This is a genomic window from Roseovarius sp. 10, from assembly GCF_033100315.1.
In the GTDB taxonomy this organism is placed as follows: domain Bacteria; phylum Pseudomonadota; class Alphaproteobacteria; order Rhodobacterales; family Rhodobacteraceae; genus M30B80.
In genome coordinates this window covers 1-17,464 of record NZ_JAWLVH010000002.1, presented here as the reverse complement: position 1 = coordinate 17,464, position 17,464 = coordinate 1, and the positions used below count along the sequence as shown (strand labels likewise).

The 17,464-nt window shown below is 49.2% G+C and carries 18 protein-coding genes, 1 pseudogene and 1 riboswitch; of the genes and pseudogenes, 9 read left to right on the top strand and 10 right to left on the bottom strand.

The features are described 5' to 3' along the window. The first annotated feature begins 169 nt into the window (after positions 1–169). The 5 genes from RYZ18_RS07340 (at position 170) to RYZ18_RS07320 (ending at position 3,665) form a co-directional block, all read left to right on the top strand. Complete coding sequence (locus RYZ18_RS07340; RefSeq protein ID WP_317655890.1) at positions 170–1,441, top strand: tyrosine-type recombinase/integrase; 1,272 nt, start codon at positions 170–172, stop codon at positions 1,439–1,441. 11 nt (positions 1,442–1,452) lie between these two features. Beyond that, positions 1,453–2,019: a hypothetical protein gene (locus RYZ18_RS07335; RefSeq protein ID WP_317655888.1), complete on the top strand. Its 567-nt coding sequence runs from the start codon at positions 1,453–1,455 to the stop codon at positions 2,017–2,019. A 62-nt stretch (positions 2,020–2,081) separates the two neighbouring features. After that, a complete protein-coding gene (locus tag RYZ18_RS07330) occupies positions 2,082–2,303 on the top strand; it encodes a helix-turn-helix domain-containing protein (RefSeq protein ID WP_317655887.1) in 222 nt (73 codons plus the stop codon). Between the two features lie 475 nt (positions 2,304–2,778). Continuing rightward, positions 2,779–2,991: a hypothetical protein gene (locus tag RYZ18_RS07325; RefSeq protein ID WP_317655886.1), complete on the top strand. Its 213-nt coding sequence runs from the start codon at positions 2,779–2,781 to the stop codon at positions 2,989–2,991. 431 nt (positions 2,992–3,422) lie between these two features. After that, entirely contained in the window at positions 3,423–3,665 is a 243-nt protein-coding gene (locus RYZ18_RS07320; RefSeq protein ID WP_317655885.1) for a hypothetical protein, read from the top strand. A 69-nt stretch (positions 3,666–3,734) separates the two neighbouring features. Here RYZ18_RS07320 and RYZ18_RS07315 read toward each other — a convergent pair whose 3' ends face one another. From RYZ18_RS07315 to RYZ18_RS07305, 3 genes are all read right to left on the bottom strand, one after another. Continuing rightward, positions 3,735–4,268, bottom strand: coding sequence for a hypothetical protein (locus RYZ18_RS07315; RefSeq protein ID WP_317655883.1), 534 nt, complete (start codon positions 4,266–4,268; stop codon positions 3,735–3,737). Further along, entirely contained in the window at positions 4,269–4,871 is a 603-nt protein-coding gene (locus RYZ18_RS07310; RefSeq protein WP_317655881.1) for a hypothetical protein, read from the bottom strand. 78 nt (positions 4,872–4,949) lie between these two features. After that, the gene (locus RYZ18_RS07305) at positions 4,950–5,345 is read right to left on the bottom strand and encodes a hypothetical protein (RefSeq protein ID WP_317655879.1); all 396 of its coding nucleotides are present in this window, start codon (positions 5,343–5,345) and stop codon (positions 4,950–4,952) included. 154 nt (positions 5,346–5,499) lie between these two features. Here RYZ18_RS07305 and RYZ18_RS14215 point away from each other — a divergent pair. From RYZ18_RS14215 to RYZ18_RS07280, 4 genes and pseudogenes are all read left to right on the top strand, one after another. Further along, positions 5,500–6,947: pseudogene (locus RYZ18_RS14215) on the top strand (N-6 DNA methylase). After that, complete coding sequence (locus RYZ18_RS07290; protein WP_317655875.1) at positions 6,944–8,065, top strand: restriction endonuclease subunit S; 1,122 nt, start codon at positions 6,944–6,946, stop codon at positions 8,063–8,065. Before RYZ18_RS14215 ends, RYZ18_RS07290 begins: the two are co-directional and overlap by 4 nt. Next, complete coding sequence (gene hsdR, locus RYZ18_RS07285; protein WP_317655873.1) at positions 8,062–10,383, top strand: EcoAI/FtnUII family type I restriction enzme subunit R; 2,322 nt, start codon at positions 8,062–8,064, stop codon at positions 10,381–10,383. The genes RYZ18_RS07290 and hsdR overlap by 4 nt, the downstream gene beginning before the upstream one ends. Positions 10,384–10,480: 97 nt before the next feature. Beyond that, positions 10,481–10,581: riboswitch (SAM-I-IV-variant riboswitch) on the top strand. A gap of 31 nt (positions 10,582–10,612) precedes the next feature. Then, entirely contained in the window at positions 10,613–11,086 is a 474-nt protein-coding gene (locus tag RYZ18_RS07280) for a hypothetical protein (protein WP_317655871.1), read from the top strand. Here RYZ18_RS07280 and RYZ18_RS07275 read toward each other — a convergent pair whose 3' ends face one another. The 7 genes from RYZ18_RS07275 to RYZ18_RS07245 form a co-directional block, all read right to left on the bottom strand. Further along, positions 11,087–11,557, bottom strand: a complete 471-nt coding sequence (locus RYZ18_RS07275) for a hypothetical protein (protein WP_317655870.1) — start codon at positions 11,555–11,557, stop codon at positions 11,087–11,089. Between the two features lie 50 nt (positions 11,558–11,607). Then, positions 11,608–11,748 (bottom strand): hypothetical protein, encoded by a 141-nt coding sequence (locus RYZ18_RS07270; RefSeq protein WP_317655869.1) that lies wholly within the window; start codon positions 11,746–11,748, stop codon positions 11,608–11,610. Further along, on the bottom strand, positions 11,749–12,816 hold the full coding sequence (locus RYZ18_RS07265; protein WP_317655868.1) for a M48 family metalloprotease: 1,068 nt from the start codon (positions 12,814–12,816) through the stop codon (positions 11,749–11,751). After that, on the bottom strand, positions 12,809–14,053 hold the full coding sequence (locus RYZ18_RS07260) for a TerB family tellurite resistance protein (protein ID WP_317655867.1): 1,245 nt from the start codon (positions 14,051–14,053) through the stop codon (positions 12,809–12,811). The genes RYZ18_RS07265 and RYZ18_RS07260 overlap by 8 nt, the downstream gene beginning before the upstream one ends. Beyond that, positions 14,054–15,559 carry an Hsp70 family protein gene (locus RYZ18_RS07255; protein WP_317655866.1) on the bottom strand — a complete coding sequence of 502 codons (1,506 nt, stop codon included), beginning with the start codon at positions 15,557–15,559 and terminating at the stop codon, positions 14,054–14,056. Between the two features lies 1 nt (position 15,560). Then, on the bottom strand, positions 15,561–16,472 hold the full coding sequence (locus RYZ18_RS07250) for a hypothetical protein (RefSeq protein ID WP_317655865.1): 912 nt from the start codon (positions 16,470–16,472) through the stop codon (positions 15,561–15,563). Between the two features lie 261 nt (positions 16,473–16,733). Next, positions 16,734–17,183 (bottom strand): phosphohydrolase, encoded by a 450-nt coding sequence (locus RYZ18_RS07245; protein ID WP_317655863.1) that lies wholly within the window; start codon positions 17,181–17,183, stop codon positions 16,734–16,736. Positions 17,184–17,464 lie beyond the last annotated feature (281 nt).

Genomic DNA, 17,464 nt, shown 5'->3' with positions numbered 1-17,464 from the left:
GCCTCACTATTGATCACCCCCAATCAGATACGATCAAAAAATCACGATTTTATTCAATAAATTAGAGTTCCTTCTAATAAAAGTGTTCCAATATGATCGCTTGCGTTCGCGCACAACCATGGTATTTTTATGGTAACGTTTTTGGTAACGATGTGGATGAGCACCCAGCATGCCCAAGAAACTGATCAACGCTCTGACTGTCCAGCAAGTGAAGAATGCCAAGCCCGGACGACACACAGACGGCGCAGGTCTGCAACTTCTGGTAAAAGAAAGCGGGACCCGCTCTTGGGTCTTTCGCTACATGCTGAACGGCAAATCCCGTGATGTAGGGATATCCAAATGCCCTGAGGCAATCGCTCTGCTGCAGAAGACTGGGGCTCATGAACTCACCCTATCGCAAGCGCGTGATGTAGCCGCGATATATCGGCACAAAGTGCAACTCGGCATAGACCCTCTCACCGAGCGTCAGCAAGCTACACAGCAATCTGCCAAAGAGCAGCATGCGGATGCTGTCAGCCGTGTGACATTCCAAGAGGTTGCAGAAGCTTACGTTGCGGCAAAAAGTAATCAGTGGCGCAACCCAAAGCACCGACAACAGTGGCGTAACACACTCAGGACTTACGTGTATCCCAAACTTGGGATGATGCCAGTGCAAGATGTTGAGACCAAGCAAGTGCTCGAAGTGCTCACACCGATCTGGCAGGCCAAGCCAGAAACGGCAAGCAGAGTAAGAGGCCGTATTGAGGTGATATTGGATTCAGCAAAGGTTCAAGGGTATCGCAGTGGTGAGAACCCCGCCCGGTGGCGAGGGCACCTTGAACATACCCTTGCAGCTCGCCAGAAACTCTCTCGCGGGCATCACTCGGCATTACCGCATGATGAAGTTCCATCTTTCGTGCAAAAACTCCGAAAGCAGCAATCTATCGCGGCACTGGCGCTTGAATTCACTATTCTCACTGTTTGCCGCACAGGTGAAGTGCTTGGGGCCACATGGGATGAGGTGAACTTCAAGACTGAAACTTGGACAATCCCCGCAGGCCGCATGAAAGCCGGTAAAGAGCATCGCGTGCCACTGTCAAAGCGGGCATTGCAAATTCTGCAGGAAACGAAAAAAATTAGTGACACGTATCTGTTCCCGGGCCGCGGAGGCAATAAGCTCTCAGGTATGGCTATGACAATGCAAATGCGCCGAATGAAGGTAGCAGCCACTGTCCATGGCTTCAGAAGTAGCTTCAGAGACTGGGCATCAGAAACGACTTCTTATCCGCACGAAGTGTGCGAAATGGCACTGGCTCACTCGATCGCCAGCGCAACTGAGGCTGCATATCGGCGCGGAGACCTTTTTGAAAAACGAAAGCAGCTCATGAATGCATGGGCTCGGCACTGCGAAAGTGATGACAAAGAACAAACCACTGTCTTGCCGTTGAAAAGAAAAAGCTGAGGGAAAAGTTCTTGGAAGACTTCAAGGATATTGCGGCACGTCTTGCACGCGAGTGGGAGACACAAGGCAGAGATGACGAAACACCAGAGGAGCTGCTCGCCAGTCTCCAAAACCTTATCCTATGCATGGAGCGGGCACGGCACAAAGTGACAGATGGCAGCCCTGAAGCAGGTGCAGTGGACAAGCGAACTCTCGCGGCGATTGCCGCGCCTGACCGGCTTAACGGAGATTTTTCGCTGACTGAGGTCTTTTTGCGCCGATGGCAGGTAAGCCCGAGAGATGCCTATGAGTATTTAGCAGATGCAATTCAACGCAAAAGTGCCGCTCAAAGTAAGCGCGCGAGCAACGAACGACCCTCGCGGCAGGACAGCATCACGCGTCTGATAAACGAGATCGTTGAAGACAATCCAAAAGTGTCCGCGAAACAGGTCGGACAATATCTCCTATGCACCGGTGAGATCGAGTATGATCGCGATCAATACATACATAAAACTGATCGCGCTGCTGTAAACGAGCGCGCACTGGCCGGGCGCGTTAGCAATGCAAAAAAACGGCTACGGGAAAAAGATTCACGCTAGCCCGGCTAGCCTCATAGAAGCTCGGCTAAGCCAACCTCGTTCAAAATCGAAAGAGGTTGCATATGAACGAACGTTTTATCGATCGACTGGCCTATAGCATGAAAGAAGCTTGCGAAGTCAGTAGCTTGGGCAAAACCACCCTTTATGGCCATATCAAAGCTGGAAGGCTCGATGCGGTGCGCGTGGGTGGGCGGACGGTAATACCGGCCGAAAGTCTTAAAAAATTGTTGAGCGCGCCTTCTCAGGAGAGCAAGAAACAATCTTCCGTGGCGCATCAACCTTGAATTAAAAAGGCTGCTCTTGTGCTACCAGCTCAAATTAGAATGGATTCTAAAATGTATATAATTAAAAAACATATATTGACTCCATTTGAATGCCTGCTTACTCTGAAAATGTTCTACAAATGGCCGTATAAGGGAGCCAAGATTACGCATCTGCGTATGGAGTGGTGTTGATCTCGGCTGAGGAAGTAGCGACCTCGACGTTGACTGCGTCAAACGCTTCACGAGTGGGGGCAGAACCCACAGATAGTCATCGGGTTGTTCACTTAGCTTGATGATGGTTCCGCGTTGTAGAGCGGCACGTAAAGGGGAGACCGCGCAACCGCCCCCTACCCGATCCGGGTGATGCCAAGTGAGACGGGTGATCGGCGGCTTGGCTCCGGAGATCACGCGCCTTAGCCGTAACAGGCTAAGTGTGTCTGGAGTTCGGCTGAGACGGGCTCCTGACAAACTTCCACCCAAGATCAGGAGCGCTAAAATGTATTACAATATGACGAGCGGACAGATTGATCGTCTGCTTGAAAATCTGCTGACAGCATATTCCAAAGCGCGCGACATGCGCGCTGAAGATGACATGCAAACGCTGATCAGTTTTTACAAAAAACTGCAAGGCTTACGTGCCGGTGGCGATGTAGACCCGCGTGATGTAATAATTTTGAAACCATTGTTAAAACGCTATTCTTGCAAATGAATCGTGTCGCCCTTTCGGGGCGACAGTCACACACTATTCGATTGTGGCATAGTATCAGGAATCTGCTCACTCAATTGCTCTGCGATGATTTGTTCATCAATCGCTCAATAGCCTTGGTCAATCGCATCATGGGCGCTGAACAAATTTTGGTATCAAAATAGTTTTTTTAATGGATCGTAGTAAAATCTGCTCTTACGCTTAAATGCTCACCAAGCCGTATTTGATGGAATAAAGATGGACGCTGAACAACTTTACATGGGAATAGCCCTTTTCTGCGCTTGGCCCGTTTTCTTTTTATATATGGCATTTTTTTACACTTATCAGGATCGAAGACCGCATCTTGTGGGCATATTGCTGAGCACATTAATTTGGGCTGGGGTGTGGCCATTAGTGTTAGCAATAGCCGCCTATAGAAAAGTAAGAACGAAACAATGAAAACCGTCCTTACTCTCATATTGAGCTGCGCAGCATGCTTGTTTTTTATCTCCAAGCTATATGATGATGGCACCATAATCCTTTCCAGTATGGCTGAGGAATACAGCGTCTGCACCAACGTCAATGCTTGTTCAGATGAAGACCTAGCCAAGATGACTGACCTGTTACTGGAACAGGATGAGTATAACTCAAGAATGTGGCTGAGAGTTATTCTTGGTTGGGAGCGCTGGCGCGAATAAAGCGGCGCCAAGAGGTGACGTAGGGGGTGTCAGCCCGAATGGGTGTAAGGCTGATTTATCCAAGTCGCATTATAAGTTTTTATATTGCACCAAGTCCGGAAGAATTTGGATGCCCACAGCGGTGTATCGACTGGAACCATCAGCCGGAAGCGATAAGGCCAAACCAGCTCGTGACAATTTCACATCCTCCTGTTTAGTCACCCATACGAGCCTCAAATCCCGCAGTAACAGATTACACAAATCATGAGCATCCGTCGTGCTCAACATTCTGTCTCGGAGAACCACCATGGGTGTCTCATGCTCAAGAACACCAATTTTAGTCATCAGTTTCGATTGTCGGCCCGACTGTTCCCAGAGCATGAAAAAGGCCTCGGACATATAGGCGTGGTCTGGCTTGCTTGGGGCATGATAGCCAACTTTTTTGGCAACAAATATATTCCAAATATCAATGCAAACTTCTCGAATGATTGTATTTGTTTTCTCTGTTGTCGCGCCACAGCGAGCAAGCGCGAGCTCGTTTTCTAGGGTGCGAATGCGGTTGTCCAAGAGCTGTTGTAGATGCATGTTTTTGCTGAAATCGCTGATTATCCACGTGTGGTTCACTTAACGCAAAATCAATCGGGCTAATGATAAGTCGGCGGGGCTGAACGTGAATTGCCTCTCGATGCGTGCTGGGGACACACCTTGAGCCAGCCAAACGGCTAACTGCAACGCAACCATAGCATCTTCGTCAGGCCGGCTTGCTTCATAAGCCGCCACCTTTCGAGCTGTATCGAGTAATTCAGGCGGCATTGCTTCCATCACAAACCTGCTGTCACGGCCCGGATTGTCCAGTTCAAAATCAGCGCAATATGCAACGAACAAAACCTCAATTACTTCACCCGCAGGCACCTCTATGAACGCTCTGTCGCCGAGCACAAAGTAGCCACCATCAGCCTCGTAAACTCTCGTTTCTATCATATTCTGAGCCTGACCAAGATTGCGGAAGTAAATTGGCTCCAATAAGTGAACATCTACTGACAATGGCGCTGATGTCGGATTGAATACTTGCCCTTCCAATGCAGCTCCAGAAGAACTCCCATTGCCGCTCATGCTCAATATTTCCAACTTCCCCGTGCGCAGCAGTTCCGATAGCGTTTCTGCTCCTGACGGCGATGGCACGGTTAACGCTGCTAAAGCGGCAATGAAAAATATTCTGACAAGCATTGGACGAACTCCCACGGATGAATTGCACCCAGACTTGCAACGCTCAACTCATAAGGCAACATCTGATTGTCCGAAGTCTCACCTCAAGCGAGAAATGATCGCAGCTTCCAGCTCCTCGATCGACCGTTCAGGCGCGGAGACCTCCACACGGTCACTGAATAGCCCCACAGACTTACCCAGCAGCTCAAGCGCCTTCAGGCGCGCAGAGGGGGTGGATGCTTCACAGGCCATCTCTGTGAGCTCATGAAGCACGAACTCTCGGACACCCTCTCTCTTCTCTGCGGCACTGATCTCTGCTTCAGCCTTGAGCTGATCAATCCGTGCGGCAACCTTGGGGTGCCGGCGTAAGCGAGATGCCTCTGACCAGATCGTAGATGGCTTCATGCCTTCGGCATTGTAGGCCTCACAGAAAGCTGCCGTCTGATCAGCGCCTCCTGCCACGCTCAAAGCGAAGAGTTCTTGCTTGGGTGTCATGCATAACATCCTGAATTAGTTATCACCAACATACTTAATCGGACGGCAATTTGCATGTGCTATTCGCATTAAATCCTCTCTTGAGGAGGCATTTAGTCTTCCAGAAGCCAAGCGATTGGTTTTAGATCATCATGACTGCTGAGAGGAACGACGCATGTATGAGAATGCCTTCAATTCGATTGAAAAGACCCTGCGCGCTGAGGAAGGCATTGCAAACGAATTAGACTACGTAGAGCAGACCTCTTGGGTTCTGTTCCTCAAGTATTTGCATGACCTTGAGAGCGAAAGGCGCGATCGAGCGGAGCTGGAGGGTAAACAGTATGCCCCCATCATCGATGGGCGTTACAGCTGGGATCGCTGGGCCGCACCCGAGAGTAACGGTGGCATAGATTATAACACGGCGCTCAGCGGCGATGATCTGGTTCGCTTCGTGGATCAGGAGCTATTCCCGCATTTGGCATCATTCCGTGATCGCGCGACTGATCCAGACACAATCGAATACAAGATCGGTGAGGTGTTTACTGAGCTCAGATCAAAGTTTCGATCCGGTTACATCCTCCGCGATGTCTTGGAAGTCGTGAATGGCATGGAGTTCAAGACACAGGCGGATAAGCACGAGCTTTCATCACTATACGAAACACGTATTAGGCGGATGGGTAATGCAGGGCGCAACGGAGGTGAATATTACACCCCGCGTCCATTAATTCGCGCGATGATTAAAGTGATCGACCCAAAATTGGTGAAACGATCTATGACGGTGCTGTGGGCTCGGCAGGCTTCCTGTGCGAAGCATACGACTACATGCGCAGCGGCGACCTATCAGCCAGCGATTATGAGACACTGCAGCGCCACACACTTTATGGTCAGGAAAAGAAGTCCCTCGCATACGTGATTGGCATCATGAATATGGTGCTGCACGGGATAGAGGCGCCTAATATCGTCAGGGGCAATACTCTCAATCAGAATGTCATGGATATTCAAGAAAAGGATCGCCACGACATCATCCTTGCAAACCCGCCTTTTGGTAGCGGTGAGCGCCCCGAAGTGCAGCAAAACTTTCCGATAAAATCGGGTGAGATGGCATATCTTTTTATGCAGCATTTCATTCGTCGGCTGCGGGCCGGAGGCCGTGCTGCAATCGTTATTAAAAATACCTTCCTCAGCAACACTGATGCCGCGTCCATAGCCCTGCGGAAGGAGCTTCTTGAAACAACTGAGCTGCATACAATTCTCGACTGCCCTCAGGGCACCTTTCAGGGCGCCGGCGTAAAGACCGTTGTGCTGTTCTTTAAGAAAGGCGCGCCCACTCGGGATATTTGGTATTATCAACTCGACCCCGGTCGGAGCCTTGGTAAAACCAATCCGCTCAATGATGATGATCTGGCTGAGTTCGTCGAACTTCAGGGCACTCGCCCAAATGGGCCAAAAAGCTGGATAGTGAGCCGCGCCGATCTGGATGAAAGCACATATGACCTGTCGGTCAAGAACCCCAACGCGCCTGAGGCTGAGGCCTTGCGCAGCCCTGAAGAGATCATCACCGAAATGCTGAAGCGGGATGCCGAGACGGCGCAAATCCTTGAAGATATTCGGGGGATGCTGTGAAGGTGGGATGGAAGGCAGCACAGATTGGTGATGTCTGCACTGTGGTTGCAGGGCAATCGCCAAGTGGGTCAGCATACAACGACCAAGGCGTTGGATTGCCATTCTACCAAGGAAAGAAAGAGTTTCGTGATCGTCTCATTGGCCCACCCACCACATGGACTTCTGTGGTCACTAAAGAGGGCTTGCCCGGAGATATTCTTATGTCTGTCCGTGCCCCGGTTGGGCCTATCAATATGGCTACTCAACGTATCTGTATTGGTCGCGGCTTGGCAGCAATCCGGGCTAAAGAAGGACTAATTCGCGATTTTCTCTGGTATGCTTTATTATGGCTACAGCCAACAATCAGGGGAAGTTCTGGGGCGGTTTTTGACTCAATAAACAAAGCTGGTATTGAGGGCCTTTCAATTCCCCTCCCGCCGTTCGAAGAACAACAGCGGATTGTTGCGGTTCTGGACGAAGCCTTCGAGGGTCTGGCCCGCGCCCGCTCTTATGCCGAAGCCAACCTTCAGAGTGCAAGTGAGTTGTTTTCCAGCACTCTGATCAGAGCCCTCCAGTCAGGAAACTCCGATTGGCAAAAACTAGCAGTTGCCGAAACAATGACACGAACGAAAGTTCCATCGAAAATTCAACGCAAGGCATACTTAGCGGAGGGCACATTCCCCATCGTTTCCCAAGAAACAGGGCTAATTAATGGCTACTGGAACAACGAAAGTGATGTAGTCCATGTGAAACGACCCGTTGTAGTGTTTGGTGATCACACTCGAATTCTGAAATACGTCGACTTCGATTTTGTGGTTGGAGCAGACGGCACGCAAATAATGGCGCCCATAGAGCGACTCGATCCCAAGTATTACTATTATGCCTTAAAAACAATTAATCTGGAGGGTAAGGGGTATGCGCGTCATTTCAGTCATTTGAAAAAATGTGAGATTGTGTTCCCCGTTTCAATCCAGTCGCAACGTAATATTGCTGCAGAACTGGATCGTCTTTCCGAGAGTGTGCAGCGCTTGGAAAGGCAATATGTTCGAACAATTGGTGACCTTGATGAACTTCGCCAATCCCTTTTGCAAAAAGCCTTCACGGGCGAATTAACACAACGTAATAATCGAAGCATATGAGCATTCAGGACGAAACCGAAGCCGATACACGTGCCGAGCGTATAGACCCTGCCCTTGCAGCAGCGGGCTGGACTACGACTCCGGGCGCTAAAATTCGCCGTGAGGTCATCTGTCCGGGACGCATTATGCCCGGTGGAAAGCGGGGAGATCGGCTCAACTCTGATTACGTCCTCATATACCGCGATCAGAAACTGGCTGTCATCGAGGCGAAGAGAGCGGGACTTGAGCCCACTGAGGGGCTTGCTCAAGCCAAGGAATATGCCAAACGCCTAAATACTCGGCTGGCTTACGCGACCAACGGCGTTGGCTGGTATGAAGTTGATATGGCGACAGGTAATGAGGGTGATGTTGAGCCCTTCCCAACCCCTGATCAGCTTTGGGATCGTTGCTTTGGTGATGCCAACACTTGGCGTGAACGCTTTGGAGAAGTGCCCTTTGAAATCGCAGGCGGAAAATGGGAGCTGCGTTACTATCAGCACAATGCAATTACTGCGGCTCTGGAGGCCGTTAGCAAAGGCGAGAAGCGGGTTCTGTTGACCTTGGCCACTGGCACAGGGAAAACCTCTATCGCCTTCCAGATCGCTTGGAAGCTATTCCACTCGCGTTGGAACCTATCGGGAGAGCCGACACGGCGCCCACGCATCCTGTTCCTTGCTGACCGGAATATTTTGGCGGATCAGGCCTTCAATTCATTCTCTGCCTTCCCATCAGATGCGGTTGCGCGCATTAAACCAGATGCCATTCGCAAGAAGGGCAGCGTGCCCAAAAACGCGAGCATCTTCCTGACAATCTTCCAGACATTCATGACCGGAGACGAAAAGCCAAGCTACGAAGAATATCCAACTGATTTCTTCGATTTCATCATCATCGATGAGTGCCACAGAGGTGGAGCCAACGACGAAAGCAATTGGCGCGCTGTTATGGAATACTTTGCGCCCGCAGTGCAGCTTGGCCTAACAGCAACCCCTCGCCGTAAGCATAACGCAGACACTTACGCCTACTTTGGCGATCCTGTTTACACCTACAGTCTCCGGGATGGTATTGAGGATGGCTTCCTAACCCCGTTCAAGGTGCGCCAAATGGCAAGCACCATCGATGAATATGTTTGGGATGGAACAGATGAGGTCGTTGAGGGTGAGGTTGTAAAGGACAAATATACGGAGTCCGATTTCAACACGCGCCTTATTATCGAAGAACGCGAACGCAGCAGAGTAGCTGAGTTCATGAGCCAAATTGATCAGAAGCAAAAGACATTGGTATTTTGTGCCAATCAAGACCACGCGCGAAGGGTGCGGGACTACATCAATCAGACAAAAATTGATCCTAACCCGGACTACTGCCACCGCGTCACAGCTGACGATGGAGAACGTGGGGAACAACACCTCAGGGATTTCCAAGACAACGAAAAAGCGATTCCGACAATACTCACTACGTCGCAAAAGCTTTCAACCGGCGTTGATGCACGGAATGTGCGCAATATCGTCCTTATGAGACCCATCGGTTCAATGATTGAATTCAAGCAAATCATTGGGCGAGGCACGCGCACGTATGACGGCAAAGACTTCTTCACGATCTACGACTTTGTCAAAGCTCATGAGAAATTCAATGACCCAGAGTGGGATGGAGAGCCGGTAGCACCAGTGGGTGATCCACCATCCAAACCACCTACACAACCAGACGAACCAGATATCGAGGCCCCAATTGATGGGGGTGGAGAAGACGGCGGTGAGGTCGCAAAATCCAAGCTGATAATAAAGCTGGCTGACGGCAAAGAACGATCCATACGATACATCTCTGCCACCACCTACTGGGGCCCAGATGGGAAACCGATGACCGCTCAGGAGTTCCTTGAGCGCTTGTTTGGCGACCTGTCAGGAATGATCTCTCAGGAAGACGAGCTGCGCAAAAAATGGAGCAACCCAGACAGCCGAGAACAATTCCTCTCTTTGCTCGAACAGCGCGGTTATGATGCTGAGAAATTGTCGGACATGCGCCGCCTCGTGGATGCTCCCGAGAGCGACCTGTTTGATGTGCTTGCTTACATCCGCTTCACAACACCGCCAAAGACACGCACAGACCGGGCTGAGGCAACCAAAGAGAGTATGCCGCAGGACATCCAAGAGGACATGCGTGAGTTCCTGATTGGCGTCTTGAGAGCGTATCAGGAGCGTGGTGAGACAGAGCTTGCCACCCAAAAGCTGAACCATTTCCTCACAGCTCGCTACGGCTCAATAGCGGATGCGAAACGAAAGCTGGGTGACGTTTCGACGATCAAAAAGGCGTTCGTTGATATCCAAACATCACTTTACAGACAGTGATGCCTCGAAAAGAGCTAGCGGAATATCCAAAGTGCAAATGCGCTTTTAATCGCCCTGCGAAATCCGTTGCTTGTTCCTGATGTGAATGGCATTGAGTGTGATGCATCAAGAGCTGAGCTGTTGCTTACACCAACCTGCCCGACCGGCAAGGTGGTTCCCACTGGGGGATATGGCCAAGAGGCAATTATAGGTCGCAAGTGGCATCAGCTCTCCGGAAAAGGAGAGCATCGTGAACAAACTACACCCCATCATACAGCAACTGGCTCTGAGAACCCGCGCAGGTGCCGTCAGAACGGCACTGGGCTCTGATGAGGGCATGAGTAACATTCTGGACGATTACGCGGGCCTACGGCTCTCTGTTTCAGTGGATGGATCGGCAGATAGCATTATCCCCGGAACGTGGTCTGAGGGTGCCGCGAAACAACTCGATTACCTGAGCACGAGTGCGGCAGCTGCCTTCTTCTTCATCGATCAGGAGGCCAAGGGACGAGAGCTAGCATTTGCTAACTATTGCAGAGAGCAACGATTGAACTTTGATATCGCGATGATCTTGCGCAGCGACAGCTGCCACTTTCACGGCAATGCCTTCATTATCGGGGACATGCCATCACAGGAGGCCGACAAGCTAGCCTATCGGTTCTCTTTACCGGCATTCCTGTCAATCGTGCGCGGGGAGCTCGTTAAGACGGTCATTACTGGGTGATTATACCTTGTTGTCTGTATCGAACGAATTGAACTCACAAACGCGTGCAGCCTCGTTATATGCCTCTCTAAAGCCATCCAGTGAGAACTTCACTTCTGGCACATCTGATCCGACTTGGTGGATGGATACTCGATCAGACTTCAGCATGCCCATTAGGAACGTGATGTCATCTTCTGAGTGGGGGTAATACGTGCCCTCGTGAAAGAAGAGATCGGAGACCTCTTCACCAGCATATGCAACAAGGTCATCCTCGCCTGAGCCGTTCAGGTAGTAGGAAATTTCCGGTTCTGCGGAACCGAAAAAGAACGACACGAACATATAGTAGTTCTCTACTGCTTCCTCCTGCTTGCTGATGAATATTGGATTCGACGTCACCCAGCAGGCACCCTCACCTTGAAATAGTGCCCACTCATCAAATTCTGCTATCGGATCGAAACTTTCATCCGCCAAAGAGCCGGTTGTTAGGCACATGCCTACCACCACGAAAAGACACGAAACGAATTTGGAAAATACACTACCCATCAGATTAAAAATACAAACAGACCGTTCTGAAACATCTGCAGCTTGTATGCGTCTGCGCCAAATATCATGCGTGGCTGACCTTGAGCTGCTTCCTTGGCTACACCCGCAGTTAAAAAGGATGAAAATGAAGCATTACGCATTCATTGAAACGCCTTTGCCAAATCTGCCAGAGCTTCTGATTTTAAATGGTTGGAGCGTTCGGGAGAGAAATTCAGCAGTGCATCTTCTGCTAATCTGATTTTCTTACTGATACTTTCCATCACATCATCGTTGCCAAGACCTCCAATGAACGCAATCAGCTTTTTCAGGGTCTCTTCTCCAAACAACTCCTTGAACTTCTCTTGCTCGCAGCGGTCGAAGCGTCCATCGGAACAAACAATTTTTGCTGCGCTCCAAATTCTAAAATTCTCATCAAGCTCAGCTAGCTTTTCATTATAATCCTGATCAAGGAATTGCGAGACGATAGCATCTGTCTCATTGTTGGCTTCAATGACTTGCGAGTTTTCGATGTATTGAAAATCTAAATCTCCAACGTGACTGATGAATTTGTCCAATATATGTGCCCGTAGCAACATTGGTGGATGGGTGCTGAACGGATTTTCTCTCAACTTAGAATTTTTTAAATTTTTCAGTTGTTCGATATAGCGGTCAGATAGATCACCAAGATGATGGTCGAGAAGTCCACTTGCTGTTTTCATGAAAGCCTTCAGTGAGCTACTTCTATCAATTGTTGCAAAATAGCCTATTCGATCCGCAGAAATCTCTTTAGCCCTCTGGAAGACAAAATATTCGAATGAATTCGATGATGTAGCCACTGGCGAATGTTGGAGTAGGAAATGGCCCAGCTCATGACCAACCACAAAGCAAATCTCCTCCGGAGAAAGCAAGTTCACGAGTGACGATGACAGGCGTATCAGACACTGCTCAGTAGAGGTGTAATAACAAGCTGCTTGTATTTCATGGGAGCTATAGACGAAGACGTTTACAGCTTCTCTCGGCACGCCGAGCCTGAAGCAAGCGATTGCAACGCATTTATCAAGATCGGGTGTAACATCAGCATTTATCTCAAGCGCAGAGCGCGAGAACTCAGCTACAATATCTGCGAGTCGCTCCGGCTGATAATCGATATGGCTGTCGTGCTTATCGCCCGTATACCGAACAATATTTGCCCTATTTCGCGCCTCTAAAAGAGTGCGTTCATTAGCCATATTTCTTTCGTTCCTCACCAATTAAGTCGAGCATTTTTTGGGCATGCTCACGGTCTGCGTCATTCGATACGTTATTCAAGCGAGCATTCCACTTCTTGAATTCTGCTTTTAAGTAGTTTTGCTTTTTTTGGTCATCCCAACTTGGATCCATACCCAAAAGTGATTCACTGCTTGCATCGTTCTCAAGTGCACTCGTTAGGGACACCATTCGCGTATCCCTTATGCGCTCGAGCTCTTTTGTATCAAGCTCAAGTGCTTCACCAATTCGATGCAAAATCTTCAGCTCTTCTGGGTCAGCGACTCCATCAGCAGCCATGACATCATAGCAAAGTTCCATTATTTCGTATTTCTCAGGCATCTCAGTAATAGCGTTTATTTTTGAGATTATCTGGGAGTTGGAGAACTTGCCGCTCGTCAATTCAGCGTGCGCCTCTTTCATCGCAGCATTTAATTTTTCCTTAAGCTCAGGCTGCGACTTCTCTGACACGCTCATGGCCTTGAATTCCATCCAGTGCTTAATGGCATGCCCTTCATCATCCGCTATAGTGCCATCGGACATTGCAACAGACATTGCGAGTTTGACACCCAGAGCCATACTCTCTTTTCTGTTTTCGAACGCTTCCTCATATCCAGAAGCAATAAAATTGAACTCTTTATCGATAGCTTTTCCCCAGAGAGGCTTGTCATACTTACCGCTTTGGAAACCATATTTGATGTCGTGAACCTCAGCAGTCGGGATCACCCTGACCAAGGTTTCAATAGTCCTTCTTCCTGATTTGGGAGGCTGAACGAACAATGGGAAAATTCGTCCGACTTCAACCCATTTTGTAAAGCCTTGGTTTGGCTGAATTAGACCGAGGTCTGCTCTTTGAAAGAACACCGGAGAATGCGGTTCCCGAGCTCTATCCACCAAACTCAAGACCATTGCCGGCTTATCTTTACCATCGGTGACATCAAACAAAGAAACTGCAACAGTCAGCTCTCGTGCTACGGCTGTCGGTATGAGGCCCATAACTTCGATGGCATAATACTCCAAACCCGAGCCATCAGTTTCGGTGTTTTTTGACATTATTCGAGCATCGAAGGGAGGGATACGGCCAAGAGCCGCGTTCAGATCGAACTCTTTACCGGTAACTGCAGCCTTCGCTCCGGCCGCTGCAACACGCGCGCCCGTAAAGAACCCGCGCAACAACAGATTGAACAGAACTATGACGATAATGGCCCCTAAAATTTCCATTTAATCCACCAAGAACTTATCAATAGCACTCGATGCAGGTTCTCCACCAAGGCTATCCAAATCAACTTTTGTTTGCTCACCGCTTGCGACATCCAAGAAGCTGCATTTCATCATGCCATTTTCATCGAACTCATATGTAATATCGATTTTTTGCCCCCTTGGACGATCTGGAGGGAGCTGTAAGTCACCCTCCCAAATTACAGTAACAAATCTCGGATCGCTCTCCGGGGAGCCAGACTTGGTTACTTGGCAGTGTATGGATGTTTGGCCATCCGCGATGGTTTCAAACTGCTTGGTTATTGAGCAAGGCAGTTTTTCACCTTTGCTGATTATTATCGAATTTTGCTTTTCGTCGACCTGTCGAGCTTTATTATAGTTTATACTTATGGTGCCAAAATAATACGTTGATATCTCGGACACTTTCATTTTGCTTATGGTCGCAGCTTGGGCTGCACTTAAGCTGGTCGGGTCGGATTTGAGTGCGGCATAAAGAGCTGCACCAAGAGCGACAACTTCATCAACATCTGCAGTTGCAGTTGGCTCCTTGCAAAACACTTTTTTCACCGACTCTTTCACAAGCGGGATACGTGTACTGCCCCCAGCAAGAAACACTTCTTGAATATCAGTCGGCTTTATGCCCGCATCATCCATTACTGTTTCACACAGTAACTCTGCTTGGTTTACCAGCGCCCGAATAGCCTCTTCGAATTCCGCTCTCGTAACCTCAACAATCTCACCTTCAACCAAAAACTTTGCACTGCCGCGCGTGGACAAAGTAATTTTCCGTTTTGCCATCTCTGATAGAGCAAGCTCTGGTAAATTGTTGTTTTCAGCATCAAGGTTTAGACTTAATTGAACATTGGCCTTTTCAATTACAAGCGCCCGTAACGCTTTATCAAAATCGTCGCCTCCGAGTTTTGCTACTCCCTCACTGGCAATCACTTCAATGTCATTTCCCACTGCACGTATTATTGAAACGTCGAAAGTGCCGCCGCCAAGGTCATACACTGCATAGTTGCCATTGAGATTGGCGCCATTGATATGCGCGTAATAGAGTGCTGCAGCAGTGGGCTCGTTGATTATATATTTGACAGGCAAACCCGCCTTCTTGGCAGCAAGCATAGTTGCATCGCGAGCCTCCTGCTGGAAGTTTGCTGGAATGGTGACTACCGCCTCGGTGATGTTGCCAATCTCCGCCAAAGCAACACGTTTCATCTCCGATAGGACTGCCGCGCTCAAGTCCGTCGGAGTAAAATCTGTGCTCCCCAATCGAGTGGTGGCTTCGCTACCCATTTGCCGCTTGAAACGTGCACCCACTTGAAATCCCGGGTTCCCGTATCTTGCCTCAGGAATGTATCCAACGACCAATTGGTCATTTTCTTTCATGACACAGGACGGAGTAATGTTTTTACCGTCATTCGAGATGATGACAGGCCGCCCAGTAGTGTCGACAGTAGCGACGGCCGAGTAAGTCGTGCCAAGATCAATGCCAACAACACTACTCATTTCAACCCTCCGAACCTAAGTAATATTTAATTTTTGCCTTGCGAATAACAGTTGCGAACTTAAGGCCCTGATGTCTGTAGTAGGGGCTCAAAACATCCGCTATATCGCCTGTTTTAAAAGCGTCTTCTGCTTGCTGGACATGACCTATCGCTTCCAATAACTCAGGGTGATCCTGAAACTGCGTCCCGATCTCAGGCCATCCTATTTCGATTTCGTTGTCCTCCAAAACCTGCTCCAAAAGCACCGCGAAGCTGTTCAAAAGCTTATTATCTGGCTCCGATGCGCAATAGTTCAGCGCTTTAGAGTGAAGGTCTACCAACTCTCCCAAAAGCTTTTTGTTAACCTGAAAATCGCGCCCCTTCTCAAGCTCAGCAATAGCCGCATCCTTCGCGTTAAGCGCGTCTTGAAAACTGAGCAGCATTTCTTTCAATGACGTTGTTTGTTCACCAATCTGCTGCAACGCTCCCTCCGCGCGCTGAGCCGCATGAGCCGAAGCGCTAGAGCTGTCCAAGAGGGCTTCTTGTTGTTTCTCGATGACTGAAGCGAGGTCGACAATGGTTTGGCCCCATCGCTCTGGGACAAGGGCACCAGTCGTATCCAAGCTTATTCTGGAGCGGAATAGAAAAAATGAAATGCCCGCAAGGATGATGGACAAAACGATGCTCAAGGCTTGGATCAGTAGCATCCAGTTGGTGGCACCAGCATTCTCAACAATCTGCTGCGGCACATTTTCTGAGGCATCATCACTTTGCTCCGCTGACACACTGGTTTCGGCTGATATTACAGCTGAAACGTCAGATGGATTATCCGCGGTTGGTTGAGAGGAACGCGCTTCAATAATGTAAAATGTTGTTAAGGCGATCGCTGTAGCCACAACGATTAAAAATCCAACGAAATACTTGTTCATCTTCATCTCAACCTCACAATCTCTCCATAGAAAATCGTGGGCCGGACGGGAGATTCGAGTCAACTACAAAGGTTATACTGTTTGTTGAGGCCGTTTACGCATAAAGTTCTCATCCCTGTCGAAAAAACACGTGAGTATAAACATGCTTCAGAGGGCTGGTTGGCCAAGCCGTACACATGACTACGAAAGACTATACATCTCGTATTCGTAATGCTCCCTTTGCTAAAGTCGTCGCGGCAGGCGCAACCAAACACGAAACGATGCGCGCTAAACCAGCTGTAAGACCTCAAGCTCCGCTAGTGCCCTGCGATAACGCTTTAAACGTTTTACATCTCTATCGGTGATCTCACCGAGCCGCTTCAAATCAAGATTGTCACGGATATCCGCTGCCTTCACGCGGCGCGCGATAGGGTTAGTCAGGGCGCGACGCACAAAACGGAGGTATGTCTCATCGTCGCCTCCCTCGTCTTCCGCTCTTTTTGTCACCAGCTCTAGTGCAGCAATGACTTCAGGAGAGAAACCTTCCGCCTCCAGTCGTTCGAATGTCCAGCCCGGCCCATCCTCAACGACATCATGCAAAACGCCTACTATGCGCTCGTTCTCAGTGTCCAAAGATTGCATAACACGCAAAGGATGCAGGATATAAGGTGCGCCCGCTTTATCAAATTGACCTTTGTGTGCCTCAACCGCGATTTCAATTGCCCGCTGTAAATCCATATCACGTCTCCAAGGTTCTATGGTCCAATTGATATGACGGATATCCCAAAGCCCGACCGTAAAAATGTCACTCGGTCAATTTATCGGATACCGTTATTAATGCAAAATATCATGCATAGGTGAACCTGAGGCAAACCCTGAAATCTGGGGGTGCCCCCGGGGTGGGGTAGCGCAGAAAGCAGATTCTTCAAAAGAGGGGGGGGGTAATGGCATCTCTCTTTAGGGAGCCATTATGGTAACAACTCGCTTCTGCTGGGAATTATTTTTATAATTCAGTGTGA